At 65.6% G+C, this 16,475-nt stretch carries 15 protein-coding genes and 1 pseudogene; 15 read left to right on the forward strand and 1 reads right to left on the reverse strand.

Annotated elements, in window-relative coordinates; translation table 11 throughout:
* Nucleotides 1-400 precede the first annotated feature (400 nt).
* The 5 genes and pseudogenes from ACRYJK_RS00975 (at nt 401) to ACRYJK_RS00995 (ending at nt 2,877) form a co-directional block, all read left to right on the forward strand.
* Nucleotides 401-679 carry a dihydroxy-acid dehydratase domain-containing protein gene (locus ACRYJK_RS00975; RefSeq protein WP_482665728.1) on the forward strand — a complete coding sequence of 93 codons (279 nt, stop codon included), beginning with the start codon at nt 401-403 and terminating at the stop codon, nt 677-679.
* 202 nt (nt 680-881) lie between these two features.
* Nucleotides 882-935 (forward strand): annotated as a pseudogene (locus ACRYJK_RS00980) (hypothetical protein); the annotation flags it as partial.
* 74 nt (nt 936-1,009) lie between these two features.
* Nucleotides 1,010-1,207, forward strand: a complete 198-nt coding sequence (locus tag ACRYJK_RS00985) for a hypothetical protein (RefSeq protein ID WP_482667446.1) — start codon at nt 1,010-1,012, stop codon at nt 1,205-1,207.
* A 28-nt stretch (nt 1,208-1,235) separates the two neighbouring features.
* Nucleotides 1,236-1,457 (forward strand): hypothetical protein, encoded by a 222-nt coding sequence (locus tag ACRYJK_RS00990; RefSeq protein WP_482667447.1) that lies wholly within the window; start codon nt 1,236-1,238, stop codon nt 1,455-1,457.
* A gap of 187 nt (nt 1,458-1,644) precedes the next feature.
* A complete protein-coding gene (locus ACRYJK_RS00995) occupies nt 1,645-2,877 on the forward strand; it encodes an acyltransferase family protein (protein WP_482665729.1) in 1,233 nt (410 codons plus the stop codon).
* Here the strand turns inward: ACRYJK_RS00995 and ACRYJK_RS01000 are convergent.
* Nucleotides 2,855-4,267 (reverse strand): pectate lyase family protein, encoded by a 1,413-nt coding sequence (locus ACRYJK_RS01000; RefSeq protein WP_482665730.1) that lies wholly within the window; start codon nt 4,265-4,267, stop codon nt 2,855-2,857. The genes ACRYJK_RS00995 and ACRYJK_RS01000 overlap by 23 nt on opposite strands.
* A gap of 191 nt (nt 4,268-4,458) precedes the next feature.
* Here ACRYJK_RS01000 and ACRYJK_RS01005 point away from each other — a divergent pair, with 191 nt between their 5' ends.
* The 10 genes from ACRYJK_RS01005 to ACRYJK_RS01050 are packed head-to-tail and all read left to right on the forward strand — an operon-like array spanning nt 4,459 to nt 16,458.
* Nucleotides 4,459-5,430: a Gfo/Idh/MocA family oxidoreductase gene (locus ACRYJK_RS01005; RefSeq protein WP_482665731.1), complete on the forward strand. Its 972-nt coding sequence runs from the start codon at nt 4,459-4,461 to the stop codon at nt 5,428-5,430.
* A 17-nt stretch (nt 5,431-5,447) separates the two neighbouring features.
* Nucleotides 5,448-6,560 (forward strand): DegT/DnrJ/EryC1/StrS family aminotransferase, encoded by a 1,113-nt coding sequence (locus ACRYJK_RS01010; protein ID WP_482665732.1) that lies wholly within the window; start codon nt 5,448-5,450, stop codon nt 6,558-6,560.
* Nucleotides 6,560-7,765, forward strand: coding sequence for an L-2-hydroxyglutarate oxidase (lhgO, locus tag ACRYJK_RS01015; RefSeq protein ID WP_482665733.1), 1,206 nt, complete (start codon nt 6,560-6,562; stop codon nt 7,763-7,765). Before ACRYJK_RS01010 ends, lhgO begins: the two co-directional genes overlap by 1 nt.
* A gap of 6 nt (nt 7,766-7,771) precedes the next feature.
* The gene (locus ACRYJK_RS01020; RefSeq protein WP_482665734.1) at nt 7,772-8,773 is read left to right on the forward strand and encodes an NAD-dependent epimerase/dehydratase family protein; all 1,002 of its coding nucleotides are present in this window, start codon (nt 7,772-7,774) and stop codon (nt 8,771-8,773) included.
* Complete coding sequence (locus tag ACRYJK_RS01025; protein WP_482665735.1) at nt 8,770-9,921, forward strand: DegT/DnrJ/EryC1/StrS family aminotransferase; 1,152 nt, start codon at nt 8,770-8,772, stop codon at nt 9,919-9,921. Before ACRYJK_RS01020 ends, ACRYJK_RS01025 begins: the two co-directional genes overlap by 4 nt.
* A gap of 48 nt (nt 9,922-9,969) precedes the next feature.
* Nucleotides 9,970-10,932: a class I SAM-dependent methyltransferase gene (locus ACRYJK_RS01030; protein ID WP_482665736.1), complete on the forward strand. Its 963-nt coding sequence runs from the start codon at nt 9,970-9,972 to the stop codon at nt 10,930-10,932.
* Between the two features lie 4 nt (nt 10,933-10,936).
* Complete coding sequence (gene asnB / locus ACRYJK_RS01035) at nt 10,937-12,814, forward strand: asparagine synthase (glutamine-hydrolyzing) (protein ID WP_482665737.1); 1,878 nt, start codon at nt 10,937-10,939, stop codon at nt 12,812-12,814.
* Nucleotides 12,811-13,788, forward strand: coding sequence for an acyltransferase (locus ACRYJK_RS01040; RefSeq protein WP_482665738.1), 978 nt, complete (start codon nt 12,811-12,813; stop codon nt 13,786-13,788). Before asnB ends, ACRYJK_RS01040 begins: the two co-directional genes overlap by 4 nt.
* The gene (locus ACRYJK_RS01045; protein ID WP_482665739.1) at nt 13,781-15,034 is read left to right on the forward strand and encodes a glycosyltransferase family 4 protein; all 1,254 of its coding nucleotides are present in this window, start codon (nt 13,781-13,783) and stop codon (nt 15,032-15,034) included. Before ACRYJK_RS01040 ends, ACRYJK_RS01045 begins: the two co-directional genes overlap by 8 nt.
* 2 nt (nt 15,035-15,036) lie before the next feature.
* Complete coding sequence (locus ACRYJK_RS01050) at nt 15,037-16,458, forward strand: lipopolysaccharide biosynthesis protein (protein ID WP_482665740.1); 1,422 nt, start codon at nt 15,037-15,039, stop codon at nt 16,456-16,458.
* Nucleotides 16,459-16,475: the final 17 nt, after the last annotated feature.

Genomic DNA, 16,475 nt, shown 5'->3' on the forward strand with positions numbered 1-16,475 from the left:
CGGTCGGATAGGTCGTGGCTCGGCGCGGCGGGGCTGTCGCGATCCGCAGCTATCCGGTGGCTTCTTGCGCCGCGGCGGATCGTGTTTCCGGACGGTTGACAAAGCTTTGTTTCCGGCAATGCGAAAGCCGGTGACCCACTCCTCACGCCTTTCGCCGACTGCGTGCCTGCCCGGCTGCCGGGCGGGGTCGATCATTATTGCCATCATTACCGTCGCGCCCGGCGCGAGGGTGGATGACGACTAGCGAACGGCGATCCGCCGCTAGACCGAGTTCTTCGACCCCCGCGCCGACCCCGGCGCGGGGGTTTTTCTCTGCCTGAAAGACCCCCGACATGCTTCGAAGCCACGCCGTTACCCAAGGCCCCGCCCGCGCCCCAGCCCGCGCCATGCTGCGCGCGACGTGCCTCGACGACGCCGCACTCGTTCGCCCGATGGTGGGCATCGTCGCGAGCCGGTCGGACGTGTCGCCCTGCAACCTCACCCTGCGGGAGCTTGCCGGCGACGTCCGCGAGGGGGTCCAGGCGGCGGGGGCACCGCGTTCGAGTTCGGGACCATCGTCGTCACCGACGGCATCGCGATGGGCACCGAAGGCATGCGCGCGAGCCTGCCGTCGCGCGAGAGACGATCGCCGATTCGATCAGGCTCGCGGTCGCGGGGCACTGCCTCAATGCGCTGGTGATGCTGGTCGGCTGCGACTAAACGCTGCCCGCAGCGGCGATGGCCGCGGTCCGGCACGAGCAGGGCGCTGCCTTTGCCGCCAACGGGCAGGCTTGCGAGCGGGCGCGTCGGGGTGTGCGTCGCGACGTCAGGGCCGGGCGCCTCCAACGTCGTCACCGCGCTCGCCGACGCTCTTCCTGCTCGACAATCAGGCGCTGGGGAGGGTGCGGCAGTGGCAGGACCTGTTCTTCGCCGCGCGCTTTTCCGAGGTCGATCTGAGCGACAACCCCGACTTCGTCGCGCTCGCGCGGGGTTCGGGATTGCGGCGCGCTCGATCGACCGCGCGGATGAGGTGGACGGCGCGCTCGACGAACTGCTTGCCGCGCCGGCGCCGATGCTGCTGCACGTCGCCATTCCGGCCGAGGCAGCGGTCTGGCCGCTCGGCCCGCCCGGGCGGAGTAGCGCCGAGATGCCGGACGCGCCTGCCTTGGCCGCCGCTCCCACATCCCCGACTTCGCCCGAACGCCGCCATGCCCTGCTTCCGGCTTGAGCTTCGCCGGCGCGTGGTGGAGGGCGCGTTGGCGCGAGTGCTCGACCTGGTCGAGCGGCGCGGGCTGACGCTGGTCAGCCTCGTCGCGACGACGCGGGGCTGCGCCGGTCAGCTCGACTGCGTGCTGGTGGCAAGCCGCGCGACCCGGCCCGAGATGTTCGAGGCGCAGCTGCTCCGCCTCGCCGACTGCCGCTGGGCGGAGTGCCGCCCGGCCCCGCCGACGATGGGAGATCTGCGGCCGCCTCGCTGAACCGATGCCCGCGCTCGCGCATCGCGACGTCGTGGAGCGCAGGGCGAAGGTTAGCGCGCTTGCGTTTCATATCAGTTACGGCAAGACGACGTCCGTGCAGACGGGGTGCGCACCGGTGGGGCGGGGCGCATCGAGGGGTTGAGGCGGTGTGCTGCGGGTCCGCGCGTGGTCTGGGGCTTGATTAGGGATGTTGGAATCGGACGCGGGTGCTCACCCGTTCGTCGTGACGTCGCAGCGCGACGCACCCGCACACGTCGTCGAACCGACTACCCCCGCGCGGACAGCGCGGGTGCCGTCACGACGGCTCGATTTTCTGCGTGGCGCGGCGGCCCTGTATGTCGTCATCGGCCATGCCCGCGGGCATCTGTTCGCCGGGGGAGCGCATCTCTCTCAGGTCAGAGAGCTTGGCGTGCTCGACTATGTCGCACTGGCGCTGCTGCAGTTGACGAGCCTCGGCACCGAGGCGGTCATCCTGTTCTTCGTGATGAGCGGGTTCGCGATGGCGCACAGTTTTCGCCAATCGGAGTCGACGCTCAGCTTTTACAAGAAGCGGCTCATCCGCATCTGGCCGCCCTATGCGGCGGCGGTGGCGGTGGCATTTCTGTTCGCCGCGATCATCCTGCGATCGCCCGAACCGAATACGATCGCGACCGAGGTGGCGCGCACGGGCTGGGGACCGCTCGATGCCATATTGATGCTGCTATACGTCAAGGTCAGCTCGTGGCTGACCGCGCCCTTCTGGTCATTGCCGCATGAGGTCATGTTCTATGCGCTGTGTCCGTTGCTGCTGGCGGGTCGATCGCGGACGATGTTGATCCTTGGTCTCTCGGTCGCGATGGCCATCGGGGGGATGCTGATCCTCGGCATATACGAGGACCCGACGCGCTTCGGCGCCGTATTCTACCAATATTTCTTTGGCTTGCTCGTGTTCTTCATGATCGGCGCGGCGGCCTATCATCATCAGGATCGGATACCGCGCCTCGGCGGGCGGCAGCTGTTGCTAGTGTTTGCAGTCAGCTTCGTCGTAATCTGGTTCCTCAAGAACCAGGTTCTGGGCGGGTGGAATACGATCACCAGTTTGATGACCGCGCCCATTGCCGTCCTTTTGATCGGCAACGTCCCTTCAAGTCTTTACGATCGCAAGTGGCTCAATTGGGGCCATTTCAGCTATTCGCTCTACATCGTCCACATGCAGATCATCGCGTTCGCGAGCTTTCTGATCGAGCGTATGTTCGGCGTGTCGCAGCGCGACATGACCAGTTACTGGATGTGGATGCTGGCGATCCCGCCGACCGTCGCGCTGAGCTACCTGTTCTACCTCGCCATCGAGAAACGCTGCGATGCGGCGCTGTCCCGCATCCGCCTGCGCGAGCGCGTGCAGGCCGACGCGGCGGGGATTACCGCACCGGGCGTCCGTTGAGCGTGACTTCGCCTTCGACGCGGGTGGAGGCGAGAACGGCCGGGCCGCGGATGGTGCTGCGCCCGCGATAGACGCCGCGCGGATAGGAGGGCGTGGCGCTCGCCTGGTTCATGGTCACGCTGTCGTAGATGGTGCCCGCGGTCCACGGCAGCTTGCCGCCGTGCACGAGATCGAAGGTGCAGCGCACGAACGCGACATTGAGCCCCGCCTGGTGGCTGCCGCCCAAGTCGACGATCGGGGTCGAGCCGTCCGCGCCGTAGCCGCGGCGGCCGCTCGCGGGGTCGCGATCGGTGAAGCGGCAGTCGACGAACTGCGTGGCGAGCGCCGGGTTGGGGCTGGCAAAGGCGCGCACAACGGCCCCGACGAACAGGCACTGGTCGAAACGGAAGCGCGGCTTGGATGGCCACGCCGCCCAGTTGGTGATGCCGACAAAGCGGCAGCGGGTGAAGCTGACGCCTTCGCTCGGACCGCTGTCGGCGACCATGCCGGCGCCCATATTGTCGTCGAAGACGCAGTCGGCGAAGGCGATGTCGCGCACCTGCTTGCCCGCTTCGGCTTCGATGTCGACGCCGGCGCCGGGGTTGCTGGCGACGGGCCCGCGCCCGGTGCGGCTGAATTCGCAAGCCGAGAAGCGATAGCCACGGCCGCCGATGATGCTGCAGCCCTGCCGCCCGTTGCCGATCGCGCGCACGCGTTCGATGCGGCGGGTGGTCTGCGCGCCGGCATTTGGCCCGTCGATCAGCAGCCCGTCCTGGCCGTGATTGATGAGCTCGAGGTCGGCCAGGAGCTCGCTCCCCGCATTGTCGATCAGCGCGACGCCGGTCATCGGGATCTGCCAGCCGGTGTCGCCCCATTCGCCGCCCAGCCGCATGGCGGCGATGTTGCCGTCGAGCTTGAGGTTGCGGATGACGACCGGGCCGCGACTGCGCGCGACGCGGATCATGAAGCGGTAGGGGCTGGCGAGCGCGCGGCCGTCGTAGAATGGCATGCGCGGGCGCAGGGGCGCGCCGCGTTCGTCGAAGCTGCCGTAGCGCGCGCCCGGATTGGCGCGCAGCGTCGCGCCGTTGCCGTCGATGGTGACCCCGGAGCGCAGCCCTTCAAGATCGATGATCGGTGAGGGTTCGTAGCGATATTGCGGGGGGCGGCCGGGCGTTTGCCGACCGACCATGTAGGTCTTGCGCGACAGGATGATGCGCCCGCCGCCCGCGGCGACCACTGCGCGCGACATGCGGGCGAAGGCGTCGGTATCGTCGCTGCGACCGTCGCCGCGCGCGCCGAAATCCTCGGGGCGAAAATCGCCCGCCGCGCGCGCCGCGGAGGGGATCGCGCTGGCGGCGAGGCCGGCGGCGCCGGAGAGGAGGAACAGGCGGCGGTCGAGCGTCGTGGTCACATCGTCCCTTTCATGTGCGCCGCGCAGCATTGCCGCCGGGCCGATGAGCAACGTCTGAACTGCGCGATCAGTGACGCGCGGCCCCTGGAGCCGCCGGGCCGCCATGCTTCGGGCGCCAACTTGCGGAGCGAAATGGCGTCGGCTAGTGCGAGCCGCCACTGCGAAGCGGCCCGAAGCATTGAGGACTACGCGTGCAATCCCCAAAGAATTTCGCTCTGATCGGCGCCGCCGGTTATATCGCCCCGCGCCACATGCACGCCATCAAAGAGACCGGAAACCGGTTGGTGGCCGCGCTCGATCCTTCGGATTCGGTCGGCGTGATCGACGGCTACTTTCCCGACAGCAGTTTCTTCACGGAATTCGAGCGGTTTGACCGGCACGTCGACAAGATGCGGCGCTCGGCTTCGGGCGATGCGGTCGATTATGTCTCGATCTGTTCGCCCAATTACCTCCACGATTCGCACATCCGCTTTGCCCTGCGGTCGGATGCCGACGCGATCTGCGAGAAGCCGATCGCGCTCAACCCGCGCAACATCGAAGGGCTGATCGAGGCGGAGCGCGCCACCGGCCGGCGGGCGTGGACCATCCTCCAGCTGCGGCTGCACCCGGAGATCATGCGCCTGCGCGAGAAGTTCGCCGCCGACGCCCCCGATGCGCCCAAGCGCGAGGTGGAGCTGACCTACATCACCGGGCGCGGCACCTGGTACATCCATTCGTGGAAGGGCGACGACAAGAAGTCGGGCGGCATCGCCACCAACATCGGCGTGCATTTCTTTGACATGTTGGGGTTCCTGTTCGGAGCGCTGCAGGACAACCGCGTCCATGTCAGCGAGCCGACGCGGGCAAGCGGCTACCTCGAATATGAGCGCGCGCGGGTGCGCTGGTTCCTGTCGATCGACGTCGCCGACATTCCCGAGGCGGCGCGCTCGGCCGGGCAGCGCACGTTCCGGTCGATCACCGTCGATGGCGACCAGATCGAATTTTCGGGCGGGTTCACCGACCTTCACGTCGCCAGCTATCAGCAGATCCTGGCCGGCAACGGCTTTGCGCTGGCGGACACGCTGCCCGCGATCGAGACGGTCGCCGCCATCCGCGAGGCGGTTCCGCAGAGCGGCTCGCTGAGCGGCGACCGCCACCCGCTCATCGCGCGTTCAGCCGGCTGAGGGTGAAGGCGCGCGCGATGCAATTCATCGATCTCAAGTCGCAATATGCGGACCTCAAAAGCGACGTCGACGCCGCCATTCAGGGCGTGCTCGACCATGGGCAATATATCATGGGGCCCGAGGTCGCGGCGATGGAGCAGGCGCTGTGCGACTATACCGGCGCGCCGCACTGCATTTCCGTCGCGAGCGGGACCGAGGCGCTGCTGATCAGCATGATGGCGCTCGGCATCGGGGCGGGCGACGAGGTTATCACCACGCCGTTCACCTTTGCCGCGACGGCGGAGACCATCGCGCTGCTCGGTGCAACGCCGGTGTTCGCGGACATTCACCCCGACACGTGCAACATCGACCCGGAGGCGATCGCGCCGCTGATCACGGATCGCACCCGCGCGATCATCCCGGTCAGCCTCTACGGCCAGCCGGCGGACATGGACGAGATCAACTCCATCGGCGAAGCGCATGGTCTCCCCGTGATCGACGATGCGGCGCAAAGTTTCGGTGCGGAGTATCGCGGGCGCGGCAATGAAACGCGGCGGATCGGCAATCTCGCGCCGATCACCTGCACCAGCTTTTTCCCGTCCAAGCCGCTCGGTTGTTATGGCGATGGCGGCGCGATCTTCGCGCACGACCCCGACATCGCGCAGGCGTGCCGCGAGATCCGCGTGCACGGCCAATCGAAGCGCTACACCCACACCCGGATCGGCGTCGGCGGACGGATGGACACGCTGCAATGTGCGGTGGTGCTGGCGAAGCTCAAACGGTTCGACTGGGAGGTCGAGCGGCGGCTGGCGATCGGCGCGCGCTACAACCGGCTGCTCGACGACGCGGGGATCGCGCGCGTGCAGCAGCGGCCCGGCCGGACCAGCGTGTTCGGCCAGTACAGCGTCTTCGTCGACGACCGCGCCGGCGTGCAGGAGCGGCTGAAGGCGGCGGGGGTGCCGACCGCGGTGCACTATCCGATCCCGCTCAACCGCCAGCCGGCCTATGCGGGTCGCTGCGGCGGCGGCGAAACGCCGCGTGCGGATGCGGCGGCGGCGCGGGTGATGAGCCTGCCGATGCACCCGTACCTCGAAGACGCGCAGCAGGACGCGATCGTCGCCGCGCTGGTGGAGGCGGTGAAGGCCCGCTGATGCGCAGCGCGGACTTTCTGATCATCGGCGGCGGCATCGTCGGCCTGACGCTGGCGCTCGAATTGAAGCGCCGCGAGCCGGGGGCGCACGTCGTCGTGCTCGAGAAGGAGCCGGAGCCGGGGCGTCATTCGAGCGGGCGCAACAGCGGCGTGCTGCACAGCGGCATCTATTATCCTGCCGCCTCGCTCAAGGCGCGGGTGTGCCGGCAGGGGATGTTCGAATGGATTGCCTATTGCGAGGAGCGCGGCCTGCCGCTCAATCGCATCGGCAAGCTGCTGGTGGCGGCTCACGACGACGACCGCCCGCAGCTCGACCTGCTCGAGGCGCGCGGGCGCGAGAATGGCGTCGATGTCGAGCGCATCGGTGCCGACGATCTGCCGCGGGTCGAGCCGGAAGCGCGCTCCGCCGGGGGCGAGGCGCTGCTGGTGCGCTCGACCTCCGTCGTCGACAGCGCGGCCTGCTTCGCATCGGTGCTGGGCGATGTTCGCGCGGCAGGGATCGAGGTGCTGTGCGGGGGCACGCTGGGGCGGGTCGACGCGGCGGCGTGCACGCTCGAGTGGGGGGGCGAGACGGTCAGCTACGGCCACGTCATCAACACCGCCGGGCTGCATGCCGACAGCGTCGCGCACAAGTTCGGGGTGGGCGACGATTACGAGCTGCTGCCGTTCAAGGGCCTCTACTGGAAGCTCGACCCGGCGGCGGGTTTCGACATCCGCCACCTGATCTATCCCGTGCCCGACCTGCGCGTCCCGTTCCTGGGCGTGCACACGACGACGGCGATCAACGGCACCGTCTATATCGGCCCGACCGCGGTGCCTGCGTTCGGCCGCGAGAATTATCGCGGGCTCCAAGGGGTGAGCGCGGGGGAGCTCGGGCGCATCGGCGGGCATCTCACCCGCCAGTTCGTCGCCGGACGCAACGGTTTCCGCCGGCTCGCCTGGGTCGAGGGGCGGCGTTACTTCAAACCGTGGTTCGCCGACGCGGCGCGCGCGATCCTGCCGCGCCTGCGTCCCGAGCATTTGAAACCGTGCGATAAAGTCGGCATCCGCGCGCAAATGCTGCGGCGGTCGACCGGCGAACTGGTGACCGACTTTCTGGTCGAGGCTGGACCCTCATCGACACATGTGCTTAACGCCATCTCGCCCGCGTTCACGAGCGCTTTTCCGCTCGCGCGTCACATCTGCGAAACCTTCGTCCTGAAGTGAGATCCCATGAATATTGATGGCAAGAAGCTGGTCGTCGTCGGCGGCGCCGGCCTGATCGGCTCGCACACGGTCGACCGCCTGCTGCAGCACGACGTGGGCGAAGTCCTGATTTACGACAATTTCGTCCGTGGACGGCAGGAAAACCTGGCCGACGCGCTGCGCGATCCGCGGGTGAAAATCTACGACGTCGGCGGCGACATCCTGCAGACCGACATCCTCGATTCCGCGATCAAGGGCGCCGACGGGGTGTTCCACTTCGCCGCGCTGTGGCTGCTGCAGTGCCACGAATATCCGCAGACGGCGTTCGACGTGAACGTGAAGGGCACGTTCAACGTCATGCAGGCGTGCGTGAAGAACGACGTAAAGCGGCTGGTCTATTCATCGTCCGCGTCGGTCTATGGCGATGCGGTGACCGAACCGATGGCCGAGGACCATCCCTTCAACAACCAGAACTTCTACGGCGCGACCAAGATCTGCGGCGAAGCCATGCTGCGCGCGTTCCACCACCGCTACGGCCTCGACTATGTCGGGCTGCGGTACATGAACGTCTATGGCCCGCGGCAGGATTATCGCGGGGCGTATATCGCGGTGATCATGAAGATGCTCGACGCGATCGACCGGGGTGAGGCGCCGACGATCCTCGGCGACGGGTCCGAAGCGTTCGATTTCGTGGCGGTGGAGGATTGCGCGCTCGCCAATGTCCGCGCGATGCAGGCCGACGCGACCGACGAATTCTACAATGTCGGCACCGGTCGCCGCACCTCGCTCAAGGAGCTGGCGGAGCAGCTGATCGTGCTGACCGGCTCCAACCAGCCGGTCCAATATGCGCCGCGCAGCACCGCGACGCTGGTGCGCAACCGCATCGGCGATCCCGCCAAGGCAAGCCGCGAGATCAACTTCACCGCCGAGATCGAGCTGCGCGAGGGCCTCGAAAAGCTGATCGCCTGGCGCGCCGCGCACAAGGCCGAGGTCGAGGCGCGCCGTGCCGCCGCGGGAGTCGAAGCATGAGCCAGGATAGCATGCGCAAGATCCACATCGCCCTCCCGCACACCGGGGAGGATGAATGGCAGGCGTGCCGCGAGCCGCTGATGAGCGGCTGGCTGACGCAGGGGCCGGCGGTGGCAGGGTTCGAGAAGGCCTTTGCCGAGCGGCATCAGGTCGATCACGCGCTGGCGGTGACGAGCTGCACCACCGGGCTGCACCTCGTCCTCGCAGCGATGGGAATCGGGCCGGGCGACGAGGTGATCGTGCCGTCCTTCACCTGGGTCGCTACGGCCAACGTCGTCGTCTATTGCGGCGCGACGCCGGTGCTGTGCGACGTCGATCCGACCACCTACAACATCTGCCCCAAGGACCTCGCCCGCAAGGTGACCGAGCGCACCAAGGCGGTGATTCCGGTGCACCTGTTCGGGCTGTGCGCGGACATGGACGCGGTGCGCGCGGCGGTGCCGGCGCACGTCAAGCTGGTCGAGGACGGTGCTTGCGCGGCGGGTGCATCCTATCGCGGCACGCCGGCGGGCGGGCTCGGCGAAGCGGCAGTGTTTTCGTTCCACCCGCGAAAGTCGATCACGACGGGTGAAGGCGGCATGGTCACGACCAACGACGCGGAGCTCGCCGACGTCGCCAACATGCTGCGCAACCACGGTGCGTCGATCTCCGAAGAGCAGCGCCACAACGGCCCGCAGCCCTATCTGCTGCCGGAGTTCAACCTGCTCGGCTACAACTACCGCATGACCGACCTGCAGGGCGCGGTGGGGCAGGTGCAGCTGACCAAGCTCGACCAGTTCATCGACGAACGGCAGCAGTGGGCGGAATATTATCGCGACCAGCTCGCGGCGATCGACTGGCTGCGGATGCCCGTATTTCCGGAAAACGGCCGGCATGCCTGGCAGGCGTTCGTCACCTATGTCGACCCCGACAAGGCGCCGATGCCGCGCAATCGCATCATGGACATCCTGCAGTCGAAGGGGGTCGCAACCCGCCCCGGCACGCACGCGGTGCACATGCTCGGCTATTATCGCGACCGGCTCGGCCATGGTGCCGACGATTTCCCGGGCGCCAAGGCGTGCGACGCCAACACCATGGCCATCCCGCTCCACAACCGCATGGAGCGCGAAGATTACGCCTATGTCGTCGATGCGCTGCGGGCGATCTGATCGCCCGACGCTGACTTTGCGCTTCGGCGCCTGAAAGGATTGGGAAAGATGGCGACCATCGCTGACGAGGCGCTTTTTAGGGACCTGCCCGAAAAGCAGGACAACCTGTATCGCGCGTCGCTGGCGGGGGCGTCGGACAATGAAGTCCACACCAACGACGCCTTCTCCGAAAAATGGGTGGCGATCGATCAAGGTCTCGACGACGAGGACGAGGAGTGGAAGCGGTTCCAGCTCGACTGGTACTGCCGCAGCTACGGCTTCGCGAACGAAGGCGAAGTGGCGGCATTCCTCGCCGACAAGAAAGTGATTCTCGATGCTGGCTGTGGCGTCGGTTTCAAGGGGGCATGGATGGCGCGGCTGGCGCCGCATGCGACGGTCATTGCGATGGACCTGTCGGAGTCGGTCCGGCTGGCGGCGCAGCGGTACGCCGACTATCCCAACATGCTGTTCGTGCAGGGCGACATCGCCAAGACGCCCTTCCGCGACGGCACGATCGATCTCGTCAGCTGCGACCAGGTGCTGCACCACACCGACAGTCCGCCGGCGACCGTGCGCGAATTTGCGCGCATTCTGAGCGCCAACGGCGTGCTCAATACCTACGTCTATTCCAAGAAGGCGCTGCCCCGCGAATTGCTCGATGAACATTTCCGCGAGAAGTCGAAGGAAATGTCGCGGGCGGAGATTTGGGATCTGAGCCGTCAGCTGACCGACCTCGGCAAGATCCTGACCGACCTCGACGTCACCATCGACGTGCCGGACATGCCGGCGCTGGGGATCAAGGGCGGGCCGCAGGATCTGCAGCGTTTCATCTACTGGAACTTTATCAAATGCTTCTGGAACGAAGACATGGGCGATGAAGCGTCGTTGATGACCAATTTCGACTGGTATGCGCCCAGCACGGCATTCCGCTACAGCGCGGATGAATTCCATGCGATGCTGGCCGACGCTGGTTTTCGGCCGGATTTCGTCCACAGCGAGGAAGCCTGCCACACCGGCCGGTTCGTGAAATAACGCCATGTGCGGCATCGCCGGACTGATCGGCGTCGACGGTCGGCCGGTATCGCCGGCAGTCCTTCAGCGCATGACCGATGCCATTGCCCATCGCGGGCCGGATGGCGAAGGGCACTGGGTCGACGGCAATGTCGGCTTCGGCCACCGGCGGCTGGCGATCATCGACCTGTCGCCGGCGGGCCATCAGCCGATGCTCAGCGCCGACCAGCGCTATGTCCTTATTTACAATGGCGAGATCTACAATTTCCGCGAGCTGCGCGCGGAGCTGGAGACGCACGGCCATCAGTTCCGCTCGCGCACCGACAGCGAAGTGGTGCTCAACGCGCTGGTCCAATGGGGCACCGGGGCGCTCGAACGGTTCAACGGCATGTTCGCCTTTGCGCTGTGGGATCGCAAGGAGCGTAAGCTGCTGCTCGCGCGCGACCGATATGGCATAAAGCCTCTTTACTATGCGCTGACCGGCCAGTGGCTGGCGTTCGGGTCGGAGCAGAAGGCGATCCTCGCCAGTCGGCAGGTGGAGGACAAGCTCGATACGGCCGGGCTGTTCGAATATCTGACATTTCAGAACATCTTCACCGACCGCACGCTGGTGGACGGGGTGCGGCTGCTGCCGCCGGGGCATTATGCGACGTTCGACGTCGGCGGTGGCGCCAGCTCGCTGAAGGTCGAGCAATATTGGGATTTCGATTTCCACGAGCCCGGCGATCCGGCGCGCGACGAGGAATATCGCGAGGAGCTCGACCGGCTGTTCCGCAAGGCGGTGACGCGCCAGATGGTTACCGACGTCGAACTCGGCAGTTACCTGTCGGGGGGCATGGATTCAGGCTCGATCACCGCCATCGCGGCGACCTCATATCCCTGTCTCAAGACCTTCACCTGCGGCTTCGATCTGTCCTCGGCGAGCGGCATCGAGCTTGCCTATGACGAGCGCGCGCGGGCGGAGCGCATGAGCTATCGTTTCGGCACCGAACAATATGAGATGGTGCTGAAGGCGGGTGACATGGAGCGCGCCATGGGGCGGCTCGCCTATCATCTCGAAGAGCCGCGGGTTGGCCAGTCCTACCCCAATTTCTACGCAGCGCAGCTCGCCTCCAAATTCGTCAAGGTGGTGATGAGCGGCGCGGGTGGCGATGAGCTATTCGGCGGCTATCCGTGGCGTTATTATCGCGCGGTCAACGTCGCGGGCTTCGACGATTATGTCGACCGCTATTATGCCTTCTGGCAGCGCATGTTGACCGATGAGGAGCGGTCGGCGGTGTTCGCCCCGATCGCGGGCGAAGTCGCCGACGTCGACACGCGCGAGATTTTCCGCAGCGTGTTCCGCCATCACGACGATCGCCTCAACGCGCCCGAAACCTATATCAACCACTCGCTCTATTTCGAGGCGAAGACGTTCCTGCACGGGCTGCTGGTGGTCGAAGACAAGCTGTCGATGGCGCACAGCCTCGAAAGCCGGGTGCCCTTCCTCGACAACGACCTCGTCGATTTCGCGATGCGCTGTCCAGTCCACCTCAAGCTCAACAATCTCGCCGACGTGATGCGCATCGACGAGAATGAGCCGGGCGACAAATCCGCGAAGTTTTTCGGCAAGACCAAGGACGGCAAGCAGATCCTGCGCGACGTGATGCGGTCGTTCATCCCGCCCGAAATCGCCGATGCGGAAAAGCAGGGCTTCTCCGCGCCCGATGCGAGCTGGTTCAAGGGCGAGAGCATCGACTTTGTGCGCGAGCGGCTGCTCGACCGCGACAGCGCGCTGTACGACGTGCTCGATCGCGGCGCGGTGCACCGGCTGGTGGGCCAGCACCTCGACGGGGAAAAGAACCGGCGGCTGCTGATCTGGTCGCTGCTCAATCTGAGCCAGCTGATGGAGTCATCCAAATGAACCGTCTGATGCCAGGCGAATTTGCGCGCGCGCAGATTTCGGACAACGCGAAGATCCTGTGCGAGCATGCGACGATCGGCGATGGCGCCGTCATCGGTCCGGATGTCACGATCGAAGCGCGCGAAGTCCACATCGGTGCGGGCACGATCATCGAGCGCGGAACGACGATCAAGGGTCTCGGAAAGCCCTGCGCTCGGTTGTGGGTCGGGGACCAATCATTTGTGGGCTTCGCGAACCAGATACTGGTCCCGGATTTCGTGATGGGGGACTATGCTCAGCTTCACAACAGTTCGCTCACGTCGGGATACCAGCCGATCCGGATCGGACACAACTGCTGGATCGGGCAACAAAGCATCCTGAATTGCACCGAGACGCTGACGCTGGGAAATAATGTTCGCGTCGGCACCGGAAGTCATATCTGGACTCACGTGGCAAGCGGCGAACTGCTTGAGGGGTGCACCCTTTATGGTGAGCACCCCGTCACCGTCGAGGACGACGTCTGGATCGTCGGAGGTGCGGTCATTTCTCCGGGGCTGACGCTGGGACGGCGCGCTGTAATCATGACCGGTGCCGTTTTGACAAAGTCCGCAGAGGCTGGCCACACCTACGCCGGCGTTCCGGCGAAGGACGTGACCGACAAGCTCAATTTTTGGAAGACACCGACGCTCGGCGACAAGATTGAGATGATGAAAGACTTCATCCAAGAATATAATTCAGCCGCAGCGGGCGCTCCCGTTATTTGGGTGGATGATCCCGCTGAAGTTTCTTTCGACGATCAGCATCTCTATGTCGTTGGTGAATTGGCCGACTGGGACGGCGTTCGTTCGAGAAACATTAGTCTGTTCGATCTAGCAAGCAAACGCTACCACAAGACCGGTCGGAGGAACGAGGTGGCCTTCGTTCGCTGGATGGTTGGTTTTCGCGCGCGCTTCCTGCCCGTTAACGACGCCCTGCCGGCGCGGTTCAATGACTGAGTTCGCGACAGACGACCAACCGTCCTGCCTCTATATCGATCAGGCCTATACCGTCAGCGAGTTGCTGCGCCGTCAGCATCGGCAGTTTTTCGATGCGCGTCACAGCGGCGGCTTCTTTAAAAGGGTTATAGGGCTTCACCCTTTTGCTGACCGCGTCCGCGAAATGGCCGCGCCGGTAGAAACAATCCGCTTTAGCGAACGTCAGGTGGTTGTCGAAGCCAAGGCGATGGCGCTGAACCTGCCGCGCGTTCTCGCGCCGATCAATCTGATCGTTACGCAAGCACGGCTGCTTCGCCGTATCGCGCGGCTTATTCGGGACGAAAAGCTGTCTTTGATCTCGGCGACTGACCCGCTTTATTCAGGCTTGTTTGGGTACTGGTTGAAACGGCGGACGGGTCGGCCGCTGGTCGTACACATCTACGCCAATTTTGAACTCAACTACCAAAATACTGGCCGAACGGCCTATCCCAAGCTCATCCCGTGGCGCTGGCTGGAACAAGCGTTGTTTGGGTATGTCTTGCGGCGTGCGGACAAGGTGGCGGCTGGAAGCCACACCGTGGCCGAGCAAGCGGAGCGGTGCGGCGTTCCGGCGCCGCGGATATTCGTCCTTCGCGTCGGCAAGAACCTCGTGCCCGAGCATCGCGTGCCCCCGCTGGAGCGCGCGCGACTGACGGAGGACGAACGACGCCGCCTCGGAATTCGTCCGAATACGAAATTACTGTTGACGGTCGCCCGGCTAGAGCCCGAAAAATTAGTCGGGGATGCTATCCGCGCGTTCGCGATCGTCGCCAAACACGTATCAGATGCGGTGCTGCTAATCGCCGGGCAAGGTTCCGAACTGGGGCGGTTGCAGGCTCTTGCCGAGACGCTCGGTGTCGCTGAACGCGTGAACTTTCTTGGTCTCATGGGACAATCCGTGCTCACCCGACTCGCGCCGGAGTGTGTGGTCCTCTCACCTGTCACAGGGATAGCGCTACTCGAGACGTCGATGTCCGGCGCGCCGCCTATCGCCTACGATATCGATTCATCCATCTCTGACCTTGTCGAAAGCGATGTGACCGGATTTCTGATTCAGCAAGGGGATTGGCAGGCCATGGGCGAGGCCGCTCTCGCCGTCATGCAAGATCCGGCGCTCCGGCAACGCTTGTCGACCGCCATCCGTTCGCGTGCCGAGGCTTTGACCGACTCCGACACGATCGTGGCCGCAGAGCAGGCGGCCTATCGCCCGCTCATCGCGAACGGCTAGCCATGAGGTTCGGCGCCAGCGTCGCCGTTTATAGCGTGGCGACCCTGATCGCGCGGAGCGGTCAGGTGGCGATGCTGGCGATCTTCCCGTTTTTCCTCAGCCCGACGCAATATGGCGTGCTGGGGCTGCTCAACGCGGTCGCCGCGTTCGTCAACATGCTCCCGCTCGAGGTAAGCCAGGGGATGGCGCGCAACCTCGCCGATAGCGAGGGGACGGAGCGCGCTTCGTTCGTCGGGACGGCCTGGTGGTTCACGCTGCTGACGATGGCCGGCGGGGGGATCGTCATGCTGGTCGCGGCGCCCACGTTGGGCGGCTGGCTGAGTGCCGATACGGACATTGCGCTCTATCTCCGGCTGGCGGCGGGCTTCTTCGTCGCGACGACGCTCGTCTATTTCACGCAGACGCTGTTCCGCTGGGAAATGCGGGTGTGGGATTTTTTCTGGGCAAGCGTCGCTCAGGCGCTGCTGCCGCTCGGTCTCGCGGTGGCCGGAGCGTTCCTGGCCGACGACCGGCTGGCGGGCGTCATCGCCGGCCAGACGATCGGCATCATGCTGGTGCTGGCGTGGTCGCTGTGGCGGCTGCGCGGAGCGTTGTGGGCGCGCATCGACCGGGCAAAGCTGTCCGACATGCTGCGCTTTTCGCTGCCGTTGGTGCCGGGGAGCCTCGCCGTGCTGCTCGGGGTTTATGGATCGCGCTTTGTCGTCAATGACGAAATGCCGCTGAGCGATGTCGGCCGGTTCTTTTTCGCAAGCCAGCTGGCGACGATTCCCAGCCTCGTCATCCTCGGCGTGCAGGCCGCGCTGATGCCGCACGTCTATGCGCACCATCAGCACCCCGACACGCCGCGGCTGGTCTCGCGGGTGTTCGAGATCGTCACTGCGGTCGGGCTGCTGATGGCGCTGGCGATGGGGCTGTTGATCGACCCTGTTCTCCACGCATTCGGATACGATCGCTATGCGGGGGTCGGGCTGATCGTGCTACTGCTGGCGCCGGCCTTCCTCATGCAGCAAATGTATATTTTCGGTCCCGGTTTTGCCCTGGCGCGGCGCACGATCGAACAGATGTGGGTGGCAATTCTCGGCGGCGTTTCGAGCGTCGCCTTCAGCGTCGCGATGGTGAAGCCGTTCGGGCTGCTCGGCGCGGCGCTGGCGACCATGGCGTCGGCGGCGCTGTTCCTGGGGATCTGGCTGTGGCGGTCGGGCCGCCATTATCCGGTCCCCATGCGCGGCGTGCGCATCGGGCTCGCCCTGCTCGTCTTCGCGGCGCTCGCCGCCGTCGGGTTCGAAGTGGCGGGGGGCGGCGTGTTCGCGGGCGTCGGCCTGGTGCTCGTCTTTGCGCTGGCGGTCGCGGCGCTCGGCCTGGTCCACCTCGCCCCGCTGCGTGGTGCGATCGCGGCGCGGCGCAATGCGCGCAAGCCCACGTAAGAACCTCCCTGACTGAC

This window comes from Sphingomonas sp. BLHR8, from assembly GCF_056821725.1.